The organism is Undibacterium sp. Ji50W (genome assembly GCF_049340445.1).
In the GTDB taxonomy this organism is placed as follows: Bacteria; Pseudomonadota; Gammaproteobacteria; order Burkholderiales; family Burkholderiaceae_D; genus Undibacterium.
In genome coordinates, this window is sequence record NZ_JBMPOX010000014.1 from 95,940 (window position 1) to 112,351 (window position 16,412).

Annotated in this window: 16 protein-coding genes; 10 read left to right on the plus strand and 6 right to left on the minus strand. The window is 51.0% G+C overall.

Annotated features, from left to right (window positions below):
- Positions 1–51: 51 nt before the first annotated feature.
- The 5 genes from ACO0K9_RS18735 to cyoA are packed head-to-tail and all read right to left on the minus strand — an operon-like array spanning position 52 to position 5,158.
- A complete protein-coding gene (locus ACO0K9_RS18735) occupies positions 52–930 on the minus strand; it encodes an SURF1 family protein (protein ID WP_422987600.1) in 879 nt (292 codons plus the stop codon).
- Positions 927–1,433: a cytochrome o ubiquinol oxidase subunit IV gene (cyoD, locus tag ACO0K9_RS18740; RefSeq protein ID WP_422987601.1), complete on the minus strand. Its 507-nt coding sequence runs from the start codon at positions 1,431–1,433 to the stop codon at positions 927–929. Before cyoD ends, ACO0K9_RS18735 begins: the two co-directional genes overlap by 4 nt.
- Positions 1,430–2,095: a cytochrome o ubiquinol oxidase subunit III gene (gene cyoC / locus ACO0K9_RS18745; RefSeq protein ID WP_422987602.1), complete on the minus strand. Its 666-nt coding sequence runs from the start codon at positions 2,093–2,095 to the stop codon at positions 1,430–1,432. Before cyoC ends, cyoD begins: the two co-directional genes overlap by 4 nt.
- A complete protein-coding gene (gene cyoB, locus ACO0K9_RS18750; RefSeq protein ID WP_422987603.1) occupies positions 2,088–4,094 on the minus strand; it encodes a cytochrome o ubiquinol oxidase subunit I in 2,007 nt (668 codons plus the stop codon). Before cyoB ends, cyoC begins: the two co-directional genes overlap by 8 nt.
- Positions 4,094–5,158, minus strand: coding sequence for a ubiquinol oxidase subunit II (cyoA, locus tag ACO0K9_RS18755; RefSeq protein WP_422987604.1), 1,065 nt, complete (start codon positions 5,156–5,158; stop codon positions 4,094–4,096). Before cyoA ends, cyoB begins: the two co-directional genes overlap by 1 nt.
- A gap of 157 nt (positions 5,159–5,315) precedes the next feature.
- On the opposite strand from cyoA, the gene ACO0K9_RS18760 reads away from it, so the two are divergent.
- From ACO0K9_RS18760 to purF, 9 genes are all read left to right on the plus strand, one after another.
- Positions 5,316–6,665 (plus strand): MFS transporter, encoded by a 1,350-nt coding sequence (locus tag ACO0K9_RS18760; RefSeq protein WP_422987605.1) that lies wholly within the window; start codon positions 5,316–5,318, stop codon positions 6,663–6,665.
- A 198-nt stretch (positions 6,666–6,863) separates the two neighbouring features.
- Entirely contained in the window at positions 6,864–7,529 is a 666-nt protein-coding gene (locus tag ACO0K9_RS18765; RefSeq protein WP_422987606.1) for a phosphoribosylanthranilate isomerase, read from the plus strand.
- A 62-nt stretch (positions 7,530–7,591) separates the two neighbouring features.
- Positions 7,592–8,860 (plus strand): tryptophan synthase subunit beta, encoded by a 1,269-nt coding sequence (gene trpB / locus ACO0K9_RS18770; RefSeq protein WP_422987607.1) that lies wholly within the window; start codon positions 7,592–7,594, stop codon positions 8,858–8,860.
- A gap of 124 nt (positions 8,861–8,984) precedes the next feature.
- Positions 8,985–9,782, plus strand: coding sequence for a tryptophan synthase subunit alpha (gene trpA / locus ACO0K9_RS18775; protein ID WP_422987608.1), 798 nt, complete (start codon positions 8,985–8,987; stop codon positions 9,780–9,782).
- An 85-nt stretch (positions 9,783–9,867) separates the two neighbouring features.
- On the plus strand, positions 9,868–10,743 hold the full coding sequence (gene accD, locus ACO0K9_RS18780) for an acetyl-CoA carboxylase, carboxyltransferase subunit beta (RefSeq protein WP_422987609.1): 876 nt from the start codon (positions 9,868–9,870) through the stop codon (positions 10,741–10,743).
- 57 nt (positions 10,744–10,800) lie between these two features.
- Entirely contained in the window at positions 10,801–12,090 is a 1,290-nt protein-coding gene (gene folC / locus ACO0K9_RS18785) for a bifunctional tetrahydrofolate synthase/dihydrofolate synthase (RefSeq protein WP_422987610.1), read from the plus strand.
- A gap of 62 nt (positions 12,091–12,152) precedes the next feature.
- Positions 12,153–13,157, plus strand: coding sequence for an SPOR domain-containing protein (locus ACO0K9_RS18790; protein WP_422987611.1), 1,005 nt, complete (start codon positions 12,153–12,155; stop codon positions 13,155–13,157).
- A 12-nt stretch (positions 13,158–13,169) separates the two neighbouring features.
- Positions 13,170–13,658, plus strand: coding sequence for a CvpA family protein (locus tag ACO0K9_RS18795; RefSeq protein ID WP_422987612.1), 489 nt, complete (start codon positions 13,170–13,172; stop codon positions 13,656–13,658).
- Positions 13,659–13,680: 22 nt separating this feature from the next.
- Complete coding sequence (gene purF / locus ACO0K9_RS18800) at positions 13,681–15,198, plus strand: amidophosphoribosyltransferase (protein WP_422987613.1); 1,518 nt, start codon at positions 13,681–13,683, stop codon at positions 15,196–15,198.
- Between the two features lie 50 nt (positions 15,199–15,248).
- Here purF and ACO0K9_RS18805 read toward each other — a convergent pair whose 3' ends face one another.
- Positions 15,249–15,383 (minus strand): hypothetical protein, encoded by a 135-nt coding sequence (locus ACO0K9_RS18805; RefSeq protein ID WP_422987614.1) that lies wholly within the window; start codon positions 15,381–15,383, stop codon positions 15,249–15,251.
- Here ACO0K9_RS18805 and ACO0K9_RS18810 point away from each other — a divergent pair.
- The gene (locus ACO0K9_RS18810; RefSeq protein ID WP_422987615.1) at positions 15,382–16,329 is read left to right on the plus strand and encodes an ABC transporter ATP-binding protein; all 948 of its coding nucleotides are present in this window, start codon (positions 15,382–15,384) and stop codon (positions 16,327–16,329) included. The two genes, ACO0K9_RS18805 and ACO0K9_RS18810, sit on opposite strands and share 2 nt — an antisense overlap.
- Positions 16,330–16,412: the final 83 nt, after the last annotated feature.

The following is a 16,412-nucleotide window of genomic DNA, read 5'->3' on the forward strand; positions in this document are numbered from 1 at the left end:
TTCGTGAATGCTACCAGATCACGGTCGGCATGTTCAATTCGAAGCTCAAGCTTACGGTATTGTGTTTTCGCTGTGCTGACTTCGTTGATATTTTCTATCCCGGATGACATAAAACCAGGCCGTTGCTGTCATGGCTGAGAGCAAGAACCAGACTACAGCATATACTAAATGGTTGTTATGAAAATGAATTACCGTTAAGCCTGCGACGGGGTAATCGCCGGAGTCTTCATTTTGTTGCGTACTGAGTTTGTCGTTTGCCGATGTGGTGCTTGCATCTGCATCGATAAAAAAGGGGGCTAGCTTTGTTAAGCCAACTGCTGTTGCAATTGCCTGTACATCCCGCGAATACCAGTGATTGCCGGCAGGGTCATTTTTTCTCAAAAAGCCTCCACCAGGCTCAGTCATGCGCAATAGTCCACTGACATGAATAGCGTTGGCGGCAGGTGAGGTAGGGCGATCTGTTTTGGATGATGTTCGATAAGACTCAGCCATTTTTTCCGGGATAAAACCACGATTAACCAGGATCATAGCTTGATCTGCCGTCACTAACGGTGTCATTACCCAAAAGCCGCCACCCAATTCCGTGGAGGCCTGTACCAGGGTCGTTTTCTCATACAAAAAAATGCCGGTAACTTGCACATGGCGGTACTCGTCAGTGCTTGCATTGATGTGTGGCCATAGCGAAAAACTGGGAGCGGGTACCGAAATTGCATGAACACGTTGCTCAACTCGTTCTATCAACTCAAGCTTCCATTGCAGGCGTAGTATTTGCCAGGTGCCAAGTGAAATGAAGCCAGCAAAAATAGCAAGCATGCAGGCTGTGAAGCCTAGTTTGAATAAGTTGGAATGGCGGGTAAGGCGCTTTGGCAGATCTGTTTTTTGCGTCAGATCAGCGTTTTGACCTGCCATCCCTTGTTCAAGCTCATTCATTGCATAGACGACAGAGGCTTCATATTGTCCGGTGCTGAACTGGATTCTGGAGTTGTCGCCGGCGTCAATTGTGGTGCGGGCTTGGACATGGGCATGGCATTGATCGATTGTGGTTTTGTTTCCATTTCATGCATCATGCCGGGCATCATATTGTGATTTAAGTGGTACATCACCCAGAGTGATCCGCTCATCATAATAAAAACCAGCATGCCTGTAAACAATAGCGCCAACATCGACCAACCGCCTTCGGACTTGGTATTCATGTGCAGGAAATACACCATATGCACCACGATCTGCACTGCCGCAAACGCCAGCAGAACCAAGCCTGTGGTGCTCGATTTGTTCAACACTTTCCCCATGACCAGCCAAAAGGGGATTGCTGTCAAGATCACTGCCAGGAAAAATCCGGTGGCATAGCTTTTCAGGCTGCCGTGATCGGCGTGTGTATGCCCGTGGTGATCATCATGATGACCATGCGCTATGTGTTTTTGGTGTGCGCTCATGGCAAAACTCCCATCAAATAAACAAAGGTAAATACGCCGATCCAGACCACATCAAGAAAGTGCCAAAACATCGACAGACACATCAGTCTTCTGCCATTCTCTGGAGTAAGACCATGGCGAACGATTTGGAACATCAGTGTTACGAGCCAAATAATACCGAAGCTCACGTGCAAGCCATGTGTACCGACCAAGGCAAAGAACGATGTCAAAAAACCGCTACGTTGCGGGCCTGCACCTTCGTGTATCAGATGTACAAATTCATACAGTTCAAAGCTGATAAAACATGCACCGAGTAAGCCAGTAACAGCAAGCCAGACCAAAGTGGCTTTAACGCGCTTGCGCTGCATTTCCAGCATGGCAAAGCCATACGTGATCGACGATAACAACAGCAAGGACGTATTGATGGCAACCAGCGGCAGGTCAAACAATTCCGCGCCCGTAGGGCCACCTGCATAGTTACGGCCAAGTACTGCATAGGTTGCAAACAGGCAGGCGAAGATCAGACAATCGCTCATCAGGTAAAGCCAGAAACCGAGCAAAGTGCCGTTTTCCGGATGATGCTCTTTGACATAAAAATCGCTGCTGGCGTGCCTGCCTGTGTGTGATGTTGTACTGGTATTCAAGTTTGTGCTCTCGTTTGAAAAAGTTGCAGTGTTAGACATAGTTGGCACCTGACAGGCGGCTACGTTCGTCCTCAGTACGGATGACTTCGGCAGCAGGAATATAGTAGTCGCGCTTGTAATTAAAGGTATGGATGATGATCGCTGTCATCATGGCAACAAAGCCCAGGCCCGCCAGCAGCCACATTTGCCAGATCAGGGCAAAACCACATACTGCGCTCAACAAGGCAATGATAAAGCCGGCACCTGTATTCTTGGGCATATGTATCGCCACAAAACCGTCTGTTGGTCTGGCGTATTGATTACTCTTCATATCAGCCCATGCATCGTTGTCATAGACCTTCGGTGTGAAGGCAAAGTTATACGGGGCAGGTGGCGAAGATGTTGACCATTCCAGTGTACGCCCCCCCCAAGGGTCACCCGTAAGGTCACGCAGGGATTCACGACGCTTATAGCTGACAAATAACTGGATGATGAAGGAGGCGATACCCAAGGCAATCAAAAATGCACCGAAGGCAGCGATCTGGAACCAGATTTGCAAGGAGGGATCTTCAAAGTGGCTCAAACGTCTTGTGATACCCATCAGACCAAGTACATATAAGGGCATGAAGGCGAAATAGAAGCCTATGGTCCAGAACCAGAAGCAGCATTTACCCCAGAAGTCATCCAGCTTGTAGCCAAAAGCTTTGGGGAACCAGTAGTTAATACCAGCAAACATGCCAAACAGCACGCCACCGATAATGACGTTATGGAAGTGAGCAATCAGGAACAGGCTATTGTGCAGAACGAAATCGGCAGGTGGTACCGCCAGCAATACACCCGTCATGCCACCGATGACGAAAGTGATCATGAAGCCTATGGTCCACAACATTGGCAATTCAAAACGGATACGGCCACGGTACATGGTGAACAACCAGTTGAATATCTTTGCTCCGGTCGGAATGGAAATAATCATGGTCGTGATGCCGAAGAACGAGTTGACACTCGCACCGGATCCCATGGTGAAAAAGTGATGCAGCCATACCAGGTAAGACAGGATCGTGATAACCACCGTCGCATAGACCATCGAGGTATAGCCGAACAAACGCTTGCTACAAAATGTCGATACGATTTCAGAAAAAATACCAAACGCAGGCAATACCAGAATATAGACTTCAGGGTGGCCCCAGATCCAGATCAGGTTCACATACATCATGGCGTTTCCGCCCAGATCATTGGTGAAGAAATGGGTGCCGAACATACGATCAAGTGACAACATGCCCAATACCGCAGTCAGGACAGGGAAAGCAGCAACGATCAATACGTTGGTGCACAGTGCAGTCCAGGTAAATACAGGCATCTTCATCATCGTCATGCCAGGTGCGCGCATTTTGATGATGGTGGCAATCAGGTTGATCCCCGAGAGCAAAGTCCCGACCCCGGCGATCTGTAGTGACCAGATATAGTAGTCTACGCCCACGTCCGGGCTGGACATGATGCCAGACAGCGGTGGATATGCCAGCCAGCCAGTGCGGGCGAATTCGCCGACGAATAGCGACACCATTACCAGACCGCCGCCAAACGCAGTCATCCAGAAGCTGAAATTATTCAGGAAAGGGAACGCGACGTCGCGCGCACCGATTTGTAACGGCACCACGTAGTTCATCAAACCAGTCACCAGCGGCATCGCCACAAAGAAGATCATGATCACGCCATGCGCCGTAAAGATCTGGTCATAGTGGTGTGGTGGCAAGAAACCAGCAGAATCACCGAACGCCAATGCTTGCTGCAGCCGCATCATGATGGCATCAGCAAAGCCGCGCAACAGCATTACCAGCGCAAAAATGACGTACATGATGCCGATTTTTTTGTGATCGATACTGGTGAACCAGTCACGCCACAACATACCCCATACGCGGAAATACGTCAGCGCCGCAAGAACTGCGATGCCACCGATAGCGACAGCGGCAAAGGTCGCCAGCAGGATAGGTTCATGAAAGGGAATTGCATCCCAGGAGAGACGGCCGAAGATGAGCTTCGTCAAATCGATATGGTCTTGCATCATTTGGTTCCGATGATAAGAGGAGTTGCTTTACAAATGTCGCCATCGATATAGGCGGACAATCGTGCTGCGTTATCTTGTTTATCTTGTTTCAGACGTTGAGCGAGAAAATTGCTGAAATCCAGTTTCGCATCAGATGCGGCATAGGCTTTGGCATTTGCCATGGCATCGCTCATCATCATTTTGTCCATGCACACTTCACCAGTACGCACGCAGCGATTCAAGATGGCATGATATAAATCTGCATCGACATTGGCGTAGTGACGTACCGGATTACGCTGGCTCGGTTTTTCTAATTCCTGATAAGTCGTACGGTCCAGCGTCTGCGCTTTTGCTTTGGCCGCCTGCACCCACAAATCAAAATTTTGCGCGCTCATTCCATGGAACTTAAAGTGCATGTCTGAGAAACCTGCACCACTATAGTTGGCTGAAAAGCCATCGAATTCACCTGGCTTGTTGATCACCGCATTGAGCGTAGTCTGCATGCCGGGCATGGCATAAATCTGACCAGCCAGTGCAGGAATAAAGAAGGAATTCATGACAGTGGATGCGGTAATCTTGAAGCGCACAGGCATGTCCACTGGTGCCGCCAGCTCATTGACTGTGGCGATGCCGAGGTCGGGGTAGATGAACAGCCATTTCCAGTCCAGCGCCACAACCTCGACGTTCAGAACCTTCGCATCGGCAGGAATAGGGCGGTTTTCATCCAGGCGCGACAGTTTGCGATAAGGGTCCAGGGTATGTGTGCTGATCCAGGTGATCAGACCGAGGGCAATGATAATCAGCAGCGGTGCACCCCAGATCACGAGTTCAAGCTGGGTGGAATGATCCCAGTCTGGTTCGTACTTTGCCGAAGTATTATTTTTTCTGTAACGCCAGGCGAAAAGGATGGTCAGAAAGATCACTGGCACGATGATCAGCAACATCAGGAGGGTAGATACCCATATCAAATGGCTCTGTTGAGAGGCGATATCGCCTGACGGATTCATTACCACTGTGTTGCAGCCTGCCAACAAAATTGCAGAAAAAACAGCAAATCCGCGCCGTGCAAATAAGGGAATCATATTGAGATAGGTCAATGATTATAGAAATTTGTGCTAATGTACCTTTACAAAAAGGCCTTGGCGATTGGACGTTTTGTCCTAGTTTTCAAATAAGCATCAAAAATGAAGATTGCACAGGAGCCAGACTATGATTTTTGAGACAATGTGAGGGACCATCATGGCCAGCATCAGCACCAATGAAAATGAACTACCCTCCAGCTATATGGCAGCTACTGAAAGTGGTAATACCAGAAATACCAAATCTGATCATTCCTCAATTGCGCCCGGCGAAATCGCCATCGGCGTCGTCATCGGGCGAGCCTCGGAATATTTTGACTTCTTTGTCTATGCACTGGCCTCAGTGCTGGTTTTTCCCCAGGTTTTCTTTCCATTTGAACAAAGACTGGAAGGCACTCTGTATGCCTTCGTGATCTTTTCGTTTGCGTTTCTGGCGCGGCCGTTTGGCACGGTGACGTTTATGGAAATCCAGCGACGACTGGGGCGCGAAGCCAAGCTTACCATTGCTCTTGTTTTGCTTGGCGTATCGACTGCCGGCATTGCGTTTCTTCCGACCTATTCACATCTTGGCGCAACGTCTATCGTGTTACTTTCCGTGCTGCGTATCGGGCAGGGTGTTGCACTGGGTGGCTCCTGGGATGGCTTGCCCTCCTTGTTGGCTTTAAATGCGCCAGAAAACAAGCGTGGGTGGTATGCGATGTTGGGTCAATTGGGTGCGCCGGTAGGCTTTATGATCGCTGCGGGATTATTTGCCTATATGGTCGCCAATTTATCGAGTGAAGACTTTCTGGAATGGGGCTGGCGTTATCCGTTTTATGTTGCGTTTGCGATCAACGTGGTCGCTTTGTTTGCCCGCTTGAGATTGGTTTCTACCAACGAATATAAGCATTTGCTGGATGAACGTGAACTGGAACCAACCAATATTGTCGAGATGGCCCGTTCACAAGGTCGTAACTTGCTCATTGGTGCATTGGCGGCTTTGGCAAGCTACGCGCTGTTTCATCTTGTCACTGTGTTCCCGTTGTCGTGGATCACGATTTACTCCAAACGTTCACTGAGCGGATTTTTGGAGGTTCAGATGATTGGTGGCGTATTGATGATCCTGGGTATTATTATTTCAGGTCTGGTTGCTGATCGTATTGGCCGTCGCAAAATGTTATTTGTTTTGGCGCTGATGATTGCTGTGCTGAGTGGATTCGTGCCGGCCTTGTTAGGTGGCAGTGAGCTTGGACAGGATATCTTTATTCTGTTGGGATTCAGTATATTGGGCTTGTCTTATGGGCAGGCATCGGGTGCTGTGACTTCTAATTTTTCTCCCAAATACCGTTATACCGGTGCTGCCCTGACGTCTGATCTGGCATGGCTCGTCGGGGCAGGCTTTGCTCCCTTAGTGGCGCTTGGACTGTCTTCACATTTCGGGCTGGAATATGTCAGCCTGTACCTGCTATCCGGTGCAGCATGCTCGATAGCGGCGCTTAGTTTGAATCGCGCTTTAGAGATCAGAAATTAGTCGACGATATTTGAGCAGATGTTGGATGTATGTCCATCGTCTGTCAGACGGATAAATCGGTGGCCTCAAGAAGTGTTCGCTTCTTGAGGTCATCGATTTTTATTTTCGGACTTTGCCAAAAAGATATGTCTACACTCACGGGATCAAGGTAAAGTTACTAAAGCGTAGCAACATTCTTTAAAGTTCAAAGGTAGTTCAATGCATTCTAGAACCAGAATTAAAATTTGTGGTTTAACCCGTGTGGAAGATGTGCGTGTCGTTGTCGCGGCAGGGGCTGATGCCCTGGGTTTTGTGTTTTACCCACCCAGCCCACGCTATGTTACGCCTGAGGCTGCCGGTGCCTTGTTGCGTGAAATCCCTCCTTTTGTGATGTCGGTTGGGCTGTTCGTGAATATCGATGAAGCAGGCTTGCAGGATGTCATCAGCAAGGCTCCCGTGCAATTACTGCAATTTCATGGTGATGAAACACCTGAGCAATGCGCCCGCTTGGCTGCCAGTGTGAATCGTCCTTTTATGCGTGCTTGTCGCGTCAAACCTGACACAAGTGCAGCGGATTTGCTAGAATGTGAACAGTCTTATCGTAAGGCTAGTCCTTTATTCAGTGGTTTATTGCTTGATACCCATGTCGATGGGTATGGCGGTAGTGGAAAGGTTTTTGATTGGTCTCTCATCCCAAAAGAGCTCGCGCCTCGGGTCGTTTTAAGTGGTGGCTTGAGCGTACAGAACGCGACTGGCGCAGTTAGTCAGGTTCGCCCGTTTGCGGTCGACATCAGCAGTGGTGTGGAAGCGGCAAAAGGTATCAAGGATGAATCCAGCGTGCGTGCATTTATAGCTGCAGTGCGTCTGGCAGACAATCAGGAATAGGGTGTCACCTGGGGAAGCATTCCCCCGGGGCATTGCTTCCAAGCCAGTTTGAAGGAATGAAAATGAAAGAACTCCAGTCTTTGGATGCTCAGTTCGAGCGCCAGCCTACCGCCAGCCAGGCAATTTATCAGTCAGCCGACTACCATTTACCCGATGCGCGTGGTCATTTTGGTCAGTTCGGGGGCACTTTTGTGTCCGAAACCTTGACCCATGCGCTAACAGAACTCAAAGAGGCTTATGCCAAGTTCCAGCATGATCCCGCGTTTCTGGCCGAGTTCCGCAATGAATTGAAATACTTTGTCGGGCGTCCGTCGCCTGTGTATCACGCCAGGCGCTGGTCTGACCTGATGGGTGGGGCACAAATCTATTTCAAGCGTGAAGACCTGAATCATACCGGTGCCCACAAGATCAATAATGTCATCGGCCAGGCTTTGCTGGCCAAGCGTATGGGCAAGCCGCGTGTCATCGCCGAGACTGGCGCGGGTCAGCATGGTGTGGCTACTGCCACTATCTGCGCCCGTTTTGGTCTGGAATGCGTGGTCTACATGGGTTCTGAGGACGTCAAGCGTCAGGCGCAAAACGTGTATCGCATGAAGTTGCTGGGGGCAACCGTGGTGCCGGTGGAATCCGGTTCCAAAACCCTGAAGGATGCCTTGAATGAAGCCATGCGTGACTGGGTGGCGAATGTGGATAATACGTTTTACATCATAGGCACCGTGGCTGGCCCGCATCCTTACCCCATGATGGTTCGGGATTTTCAATCGGTCATTGGTGAAGAATGCTTGTGGCAGATGCCAGAGCAAACCGGGCGCCAGCCAGATTATGTGGTGGCTTGCGTTGGTGGTGGCTCGAATGCCATGGGTATTTTCTACCCGTATATTGATCACAAACAAGTGCAACTCATCGGTGTGGAAGCCGCAGGCGAGGGGCTGGAAAGTGGTAAGCATTCGGCGTCGCTGACGGCAGGTTCGCCCGGTGTCTTGCATGGTAACCGGACCTATTTGCTGCAGGATGAAAATGGTCAGGTCATAGAAACCCATTCTGTTTCGGCGGGCCTGGATTATCCTGGCGTGGGGCCAGAACATGCATGGCTGAAAGAAAGTGGCCGGGCACAATACGTGACCATTACCGATGACGAGGCGCTTAAGGCTTTCCACGATTGCTGTCGCATTGAAGGCATCATTCCGGCGCTGGAATCCAGTCATGCCCTGGCTTACGCAGCCAAGCTGGCAGCGACTTTGCCCAAGGACAAGATCGTTTTGGCAAATCTGTCTGGCCGGGGTGACAAGGACATGCATACCGTGGCTGAGCGTGCCGGGCTGAAGTTCTGATTCGCAATCGCCGGCAATGCAGACATACAGGCATACAGGCAAAGCTGTCTGTATGTCTTCCCTAGCAAGAATTGAGATTGATGCCATCTGATTGCAGACAGCGCATCAAATGAGGACCGACAAGATGTCAAGAATTCAAAATACCATGGCTGCTTTGGCGGCCAGCAATAAAAAAGGTTTAATCCCTTTCATCACCGCAGGTGACCCTGCACCTGATTTAACAGTGCCTTTGATGCATGCCCTGGTCGAGGGCGGGGCCGATATTATCGAGCTGGGCGTGCCGTTTTCTGACCCGATGGCGGATGGCCCTGTCATTCAGCGTGCCTCTGAAAGGGCGCTGCAATTTGGAGTTGGTTTGCGGGATGTATTACAATTCGTCCGCGAATTCCGGCAAAGTGATCAAAAGACACCGGTGGTACTGATGGGCTATGCCAATCCCATAGAGCGCATGGGGCAAGATGCCTTCATCGCCAAGGCAGCCGAAGTTGGGGTGGATGGTGTGCTGGTGGTGGATTACCCGCCGGAAGAATGTGAAGAATTTGCAAGAAAAATGCAACAACAGGGCATGGATACCATTTTCTTGCTGGCACCGACATCGACCGATGAGCGTATTGCACAAGTTGGCAAAATTGCCAGTGGTTATGTGTATTATGTGTCGCTGAAGGGGGTCACCGGGTCTGGCGCATTGGATCTGGATGCCGTTGCGGCCATGATCCCACGTATCAAAAAACATGTCACCGTACCGGTGGGAGTGGGATTTGGCATACGCGACGGGGCCACGGCCAGAGCCATTTCCACAGTATCGGATGCGGTGGTGATAGGCTCGCGCATCATCCAGGAACTGGAAAATACCCCGCGTGAAAACGCTGTTGCTGCAGTGAAAAGCTTTATTTCTGGTGTCAGACAGGCGTTGGACGAGTAAAATACGCGCCTGACTGGTTCTTTTACCAGAATGAACCTGATGCCAGGTTGTTAAAAAGACAGCCTGGCGGACATAAGGAGAAAACATGAGTTGGTTAGAAAAACTGTTACCACCGCGTATACAACGCTCGGAATCTGCAAATCGTAAATCGATTCCCGAAGGTTTGTGGGTCAAGTGCCCGTCTTGCGAAGCGGTGCTTTACCGTTCTGATCTGGAAGCCAATATCCATGTTTGTCCCAAGTGCAGCCACCATTTACGCATCGGTGCACGTGAACGTCTGGATGCCTTGCTCGATGCAGGTGGTCGTTATGAAATCGGCCAGGAAGTCTTGCCTATCGATACACTGAAGTTCAAAGACAGCAAGAAATATCCTGATCGCCTGAAAGACGCGCTGGAAACCACAGGTGAAACGGATGCCATGGTTGTCATGGGCGGTTCCATCATGGCGGTGCCGGTCGTCGCAGCTTGTTTTGAATTTGAATTCATGGGTGGTTCCATGGGTTCCGTAGTGGGTGAACGTTTTGTTCGTGGTGTGCAGGCAGCGCTGGAACAAAAAGTGCCTTTCCTGTGCTTCACCGCGACGGGTGGCGCACGTATGCAAGAGGGCTTGCTGTCCCTGATGCAGATGGCCAAGACCACTGCCATGCTGACCAAATTGTCAGAAAAGAAATTACCCTTCATCTCCGTCCTGACTGACCCTACCATGGGCGGCGTATCCGCTTCTTTCGCCTTCCTGGGTGACGTGGTGATTGCAGAACCCAAGGCCCTGATCGGTTTTGCCGGTCCGCGCGTGATCGAAAACACTGTGCGCGAAAAATTGCCGGAAGGCTTCCAGCGTTCTGAATTCTTGCTGCAAAAAGGCGCGATAGACATGATTGTCGATCGTCGCAAGATGCGTGAAGAGATTGCGCGTTTGCTGGCTTTGTTGCAAAACCAGCCCGCTGAAGCAGTATCCTCCTGATTTATAGTGAATAGCCAATAAGCCCGAAGCATTTTTTGTTCGGGCTTTTTTTATCTTATGACAAACTTACCTGCCACCTTGGCTGCCTGGTTGGCCGTACTTGAAACCCGCCATTCCAAAGAAATCGATATGGGCCTGGACCGCGTTGCTGCGGTCAAAAACAAGCTGGGAATTCACTACGATTGCCCTGTCATCATGGTCGCAGGTACGAATGGCAAAGGCTCTACCTGCGCCATGCTGGAAGCCGTGTTGATGCAGGCCGGTTACCGTGTCGGCTTGTACAGCAAGCCCCATTTCCTGGATTTTAATGAACGCGCCCGCATCGATGGCGAAATGGTCAAGGATGATGTTTTCATATCCACCTTCAATGCCGTTGAAGAAGCGCGTGGCGACATATCGCTGACGTATTTTGAATTTACTACGCTGGCAATTTGCAAATTGCTGGCCGATGCCAAACTCGATGTCGTGATACTCGAAGTCGGCCTGGGTGGACGTCTGGATGCGGTGAATGTCATTGATGCCGACGTGTCCATCGTTACCAGCATTGATATCGACCATATTGATTACCTGGGTGATACCCGCGAAAAGATCGGTTTTGAAAAAGCCGGGATCTTCCGCGCCGGCAAGCCGGCAATTTGTGGCGACCCTTTGCCGCCACAATCGCTGATTGATCATGCACAAGCCATAGGCGCTGATCTATGGCTGTTTGGGCGTGATTTCAACTATAACGGCGACAAGCAGCAATGGAATTTTGCCGGGCGCAGCCAGCGCCGCAATTCCCTCGGCTACCCCAGCCTGCGTGGTGCCAACCAGTTGTTGAATGCATCTGCTGTACTGGCAGCACTGGAAGCCTTGAAGCTTGAATTGCCGGTAGGTGCGCAGGAAGTGCGTACCGGCCTGGTGATGGTGGACTTGCCGGGCCGCTTCCAGGTCATGCCAGGCCGCCCGACGGTGGTGCTGGATGTGGCGCATAATCCGCATGCGGCGGCCACCCTGGCGCAAAATCTGGACAATATGGGTTTTCATGCCTATACCTATGCGGTGTTTGGCTCCATGCTGGACAAGGATATCGATGGTGTGATTGCAAAATTGAAAGATAAAGTCGATCACTGGTGTGTCACAGCCTTGCCTTTGCCGCGAGCGGCCCCAGTTGATGTATTGAAAGACAAGCTGATTGCTGCGGGAGTGCTGGCTGATGCTGAAAAAACAGTCACCAGTTTCGATACGCCAGAGCAGGCCTATGCGGACGCCATCAGCAAAGCGGGCGAAAATGATAGAATAGTGGTCTTTGGATCCTTCTTGACGGTCGCAGGTGTGATGCGCGCCCGTCGTTCGGCACTCCATTGATGTTTTTTGCAGGCCGGTTTGGTCGTCATGGACCGGTTTGCTAACCAACCAGAAATTTGCACATGGGTTTGCTCTCGCGTTTTACACAGAAGCAGGAAACATCCGAACCTCAGGATAGTGGCGAATTCCGCTCTCGCGCCGAAGAAGAGAGTATTCAGACGCGTTCGCGCACTAAAAAGGCTGAATCCAAGCGTAAGACCAAGACAGATGACCCTATCCTGCCTGAGAAAAAGCGTGCCAGACGGCGCCTGATCGGTGCGGTTGCGCTGGCCCTGGCAGCCATCATTGGCTTGCCCATGATCCTTGATTCTGACCCCAAACCGCTGGCTGATGATGTCAACATCCGCATCCCGTCAAAAGACAAAGCTTATGATGGCAATGCAGCGGCTTCCGCTTCTGCCCAGACAGTGACGCCAAGAGCCAAGAATCTGGCCGCCAATGAACCGGTGGAAGAAATTATTGAAGTGGCACCCTTGCCGAAAAACAAAGCAGCAAACAATGCGGCGAATGTGCCTGCGGCCCCTCCGCTAGTTGCTGCGAAACCGGCCAAGCCAGAATTAAAACCGGAAGTTAAAACTGAAGCAAAGGTTGAGACTAAGCTTGTCGCCAAATCAGAAACCAAACCTGAGTCAAAAATTGAGGTCAAACCTGTCACCGCTACGGCAAAACCCGCGGAAAAAGATCAGGCAACTGTAAAAGCGGAAGTGAAAACAGAAGCCAGGCCGGTCGTTGCCAAGCCCGGTAGTGCGGATGACGAAGCCGCCCGTGCGCTCGCCATACTGGAAGGAAAAACACCGCCCAGGCCGCCAGTCAGCAAGCCGGCCGAGGCTGTTGCCAAGTCATCATTTACGGTACAGGCAGGTGCTTTCTCTACACAGGCCAAGGTGGATGAACTGCAAGCCAAGCTGAAAGCTGCTGATATCAAGTCCTATACGCAAAAGATAGTGACGACCAATGGCGAAGTGACCAGGATACGGCTGGGGCCTTTTGCCTCGAAAGAAGAAGCAGATAAAATGCGCGCCAAATTGAGCAAGCTGGGTATCAATGCCAGCATACCGACGAACTAGGCCAGATCTGCAATGACCCTGTTTGATTATCTTGTCATACTGGTGCTGGTTTGTTCTATCGTCATCAGTACCTTGCGCGGATTGATCAAGGAAATTTTGTCGCTGGTGAGCTGGATAGTTGCTTTTGTGGTGGCAAATGCCTTCAGTGAAACACTGGCCGGCTGGCTGCCAGCTGCAGTGCCCGGACAGATATTGCGCCTGATCGTGGCCTTCATTGCCCTCTTCATCGGCGTGCGCCTGATGATGGCGCTGATCATCATGGCATTTGATGCCGTGATCAAGGCTAGCGGTTTGACGCTGGCAGACCGCGGCCTGGGTGGATTGTTTGGCCTGGCACGTGGTTGTGTGCTGGTGTTGGCGGCGGTATTGGTGTGCGGAATGACATCCATTCCCAAGCAGGCATTCTGGACCGGGGCAGTGCTCAGCCCGATAGCAGAAGCCGCTGCACTTGCCATTCTTCCGCTATTGCCCGAATCCATATCCGGGCACGTAAAGTTTTAATTGTTTTTTTTAGGAGTCCACCATGTGTGGCATCGTAGGCGTATTCTCAAATAATCCTGTCAATCAATTGATTTACGACGCACTGCTGTTATTGCAGCATCGCGGTCAGGATGCTGCCGGTATCGCGACCAATCATGGCAATAAATTCGCCATGCATAAAGCGAACGGTCTGGTGCGTGACGTTTTCCGTACCCGCAATATGCGTTCCCTGCCGGGCAATGTCGGTATTGGCCAGGTACGTTATCCAACTGCTGGCTCCACCAGTGAAGAAGAGGCGCAACCTTTCTACGTCAATGCCCCATTTGGTATTGTGCTGGCCCACAACGGCAACCTGACCAATGCGGTAGAGCTGAAAATCGAATTATTTAAAAATGACCGCCGTCATTTGAATACTGATTCTGACTCTGAAGTCTTGCTGAATATCCTGGCGCATCAAATTCAGGAAGTCACCAGTGGTTATTCGCTGGACCCGGAAGGCTTGTTCCGTGCAGTTTCCATACTGCACAGGCGCGTGCGTGGGTCGTATGCCGTAGTCGCTCAAATCTCTGGCTATGGCTTGCTGGCTTTCCGTGATCCTTTTGGTATCCGTCCTTTGTGTATTGGTGTTTCGCAAACCGACAGTGGTGCTGAATACATGATCGCCAGCGAATCGGTCGCTCTCGAAGGTCTGGGCTTCAAGTTCTTGCGTGATGTCGAGCCAGGTGAAGCCTTGTTCGTCGACATGGATGGCAAATTGCATACCCAGCAATGTGCTGATAATCCTAGCCTGAACCCTTGCGCCTTTGAATACGTCTACCTGGCCCGTCCAGATTCCATCATCGATGGCGCATCGGTTTATCTGACACGCCTGAAAATGGGTGAATATCTGGCAGAGAAAGTACGCAACCAGTTCCGCGATGGCGAAATTGATGTGGTCATGCCTATCCCTGATTCTTCCCGGCCTTCAGCGATGGAGCTGGCATTGAAATTGAATCTTGATTATCGCGAAGGCTTTATCAAGAACCGTTATATTGGCCGCACCTTCATGATGCCCGGTCAGGCCGTACGTCGCAAATCGGTGCGCCAGAAGCTGAACGCCATCGTTTCTGAATTCAAAGGCAAAAGCGTGTTGCTGGTCGATGATTCCATCGTCCGTGGCACAACCAGCCGTGAGATTGTGCAAATGGCGCGTGAATCGGGTGCCAAGCGCGTGATTTTCGCTTCAGCCGCACCGCCAGTACAATTTCCTAACGTCTACGGTATCGACATGCCTACCCGCAGTGAATTGATTGCCTATGGTCGCAGCGAAGAAGAAGTCTGCCGTGAAATCACAGCCGATGCCCTGGTGTATCAGGATGTCGCTGCCATGAAGCGTTCCATCTCTGATGTGAATCCTGTATTGAAAAATATAGAAGCATCCTGTTTTGATGGTTTCTACATCACAGGTGATGTGACAGCCGGTTATCTGGACAAGCTGGAAACCGCACGCAATAACCCGCGTGCAGAACCAGAAGATCTGTTGCGTTCACAGTTGAACTTGAACCTGGCAACTGCTGATTAACAACGATTGAGTTAAAAAAACCTGTCCGTCTGAACAGCGGGCAGGTTTTTTTACGCCTGATTAATATCTGATGACAAGCAGGATTGTGCCAGTAAGCCACAGTTTTGTTTCATGCTTGCCGAAAAAGCATTGAATGAATTACCATTGCCGACATCCGTAATCTCTACTTCAAGGATGTCTGCCATGACCACACCCCTGCTGGATGTGCGCAAGCTGAGTAAGACCTTTGGTACGCGCAAGGTTGTCGATGATATTTCTTTTTCGATTGCCCGCGGTCAGACCCTGGGCTTGCTGGGCCCCAACGGCGCTGGTAAATCGACGACCGTCGGCATGATCTGCGGCTTGTTGCAGCCGGAGCAGGGTAGTGTGCAACTTGATGGGCAAACCATGGGGCCGGGCAATAATGCCGTGAAATTCAAGATTGGCCTGGTGCCGCAAGACTTGGCCCTGTATGAAGACTTGCCTGCCAGGGAAAACCTGAAACTGTTTGGCGCGCTGTATGGCATGTCGGGCAGCAAGTTGCAGCAACGCTGTGATGCAGTGCTGGAACTGGTCAACCTGTCTGATCGTGCTGCCGACAAACCATCCACTTTTTCTGGCGGCATGAAACGGCGTTTGAATATCGCCGCCGCCTTATTGCATGATCCCGAATTGCTGATTCTTGATGAGCCCACTGTTGGCGTCGACCCGCAGAGCCGGAATGCCATTTTCGACAGCCTGGAAGTGCTGAAAAGCCAGGGGCGAACCCTGATCTACACCAGCCACTACATGGAAGAAGTGGAAAGACTGGCTGACCATATCGTCATTATTGACCACGGCAAAGTCATTGCCAATGAAACCCCGGCAGACCTGTACCGGCGTCTGCCTGCCAAGGCGGCCCTGTCAGTCGATCTCGCCAGGGAAGTGAGCGAGTTAGATGTGGCGGCGCTCAGCGTCCTGGATGGTGTGAATAGCGTACTGGTGGCAGATCAGGGCAAGCGTCTTGAAGTGACCCTGGTGGAGCATGATGTAGCACTGCGCCTGCTGGACTGGCTGGCCAGGCAGGGTTATAAAACCACCCATTTTGCGACAGCCAAAACCAATCTGGAAGACGTATTTTTAACCCTGACGGGCCGTAGCCTGCGTGACTGATGGACGATCTTGTTGCTGTGTCAGCTGTACCGGTTTCAATTTTTAAGCGAATTTCTAAAAGGCTGTTGCGAAATTAAGATGGC

What these genes read in the sequence shown, in the direction of transcription:
- purF (WP_422987613.1), top strand. Translation starts at nt 13,681, where the DNA reads ATGTGTGGCATCGTAGGCGTATTCTCAAATAATCCTGTCAATCAATTG.
- ACO0K9_RS18735 (WP_422987600.1), bottom strand. Translation starts at nt 930, where the DNA reads ATGAATGAGCTTGAACAAGGGATGGCAGGTCAAAACGCTGATCTGACG.
- trpA (WP_422987608.1), top strand. Translation starts at nt 8,985, where the DNA reads ATGTCAAGAATTCAAAATACCATGGCTGCTTTGGCGGCCAGCAATAAA.
- ACO0K9_RS18760 (WP_422987605.1), top strand. Translation starts at nt 5,316, where the DNA reads ATGGCCAGCATCAGCACCAATGAAAATGAACTACCCTCCAGCTATATG.
- ACO0K9_RS18810 (WP_422987615.1), top strand. Translation starts at nt 15,382, where the DNA reads ATGACCACACCCCTGCTGGATGTGCGCAAGCTGAGTAAGACCTTTGGT.
- ACO0K9_RS18805 (WP_422987614.1), bottom strand. Translation starts at nt 15,383, where the DNA reads ATGGCAGACATCCTTGAAGTAGAGATTACGGATGTCGGCAATGGTAAT.
- ACO0K9_RS18765 (WP_422987606.1), top strand. Translation starts at nt 6,864, where the DNA reads ATGCATTCTAGAACCAGAATTAAAATTTGTGGTTTAACCCGTGTGGAA.
- cyoA (WP_422987604.1), bottom strand. Translation starts at nt 5,158, where the DNA reads ATGATTCCCTTATTTGCACGGCGCGGATTTGCTGTTTTTTCTGCAATT.
- cyoC (WP_422987602.1), bottom strand. Translation starts at nt 2,095, where the DNA reads ATGTCTAACACTGCAACTTTTTCAAACGAGAGCACAAACTTGAATACC.
- ACO0K9_RS18790 (WP_422987611.1), top strand. Translation starts at nt 12,153, where the DNA reads ATGGGTTTGCTCTCGCGTTTTACACAGAAGCAGGAAACATCCGAACCT.
- cyoD (WP_422987601.1), bottom strand. Translation starts at nt 1,433, where the DNA reads ATGAGCGCACACCAAAAACACATAGCGCATGGTCATCATGATGATCAC.
- ACO0K9_RS18795 (WP_422987612.1), top strand. Translation starts at nt 13,170, where the DNA reads ATGACCCTGTTTGATTATCTTGTCATACTGGTGCTGGTTTGTTCTATC.
- cyoB (WP_422987603.1), bottom strand. Translation starts at nt 4,094, where the DNA reads ATGCAAGACCATATCGATTTGACGAAGCTCATCTTCGGCCGTCTCTCC.
- folC (WP_422987610.1), top strand. Translation starts at nt 10,801, where the DNA reads ATGACAAACTTACCTGCCACCTTGGCTGCCTGGTTGGCCGTACTTGAA.
- trpB (WP_422987607.1), top strand. Translation starts at nt 7,592, where the DNA reads ATGAAAGAACTCCAGTCTTTGGATGCTCAGTTCGAGCGCCAGCCTACC.
- accD (WP_422987609.1), top strand. Translation starts at nt 9,868, where the DNA reads ATGAGTTGGTTAGAAAAACTGTTACCACCGCGTATACAACGCTCGGAA.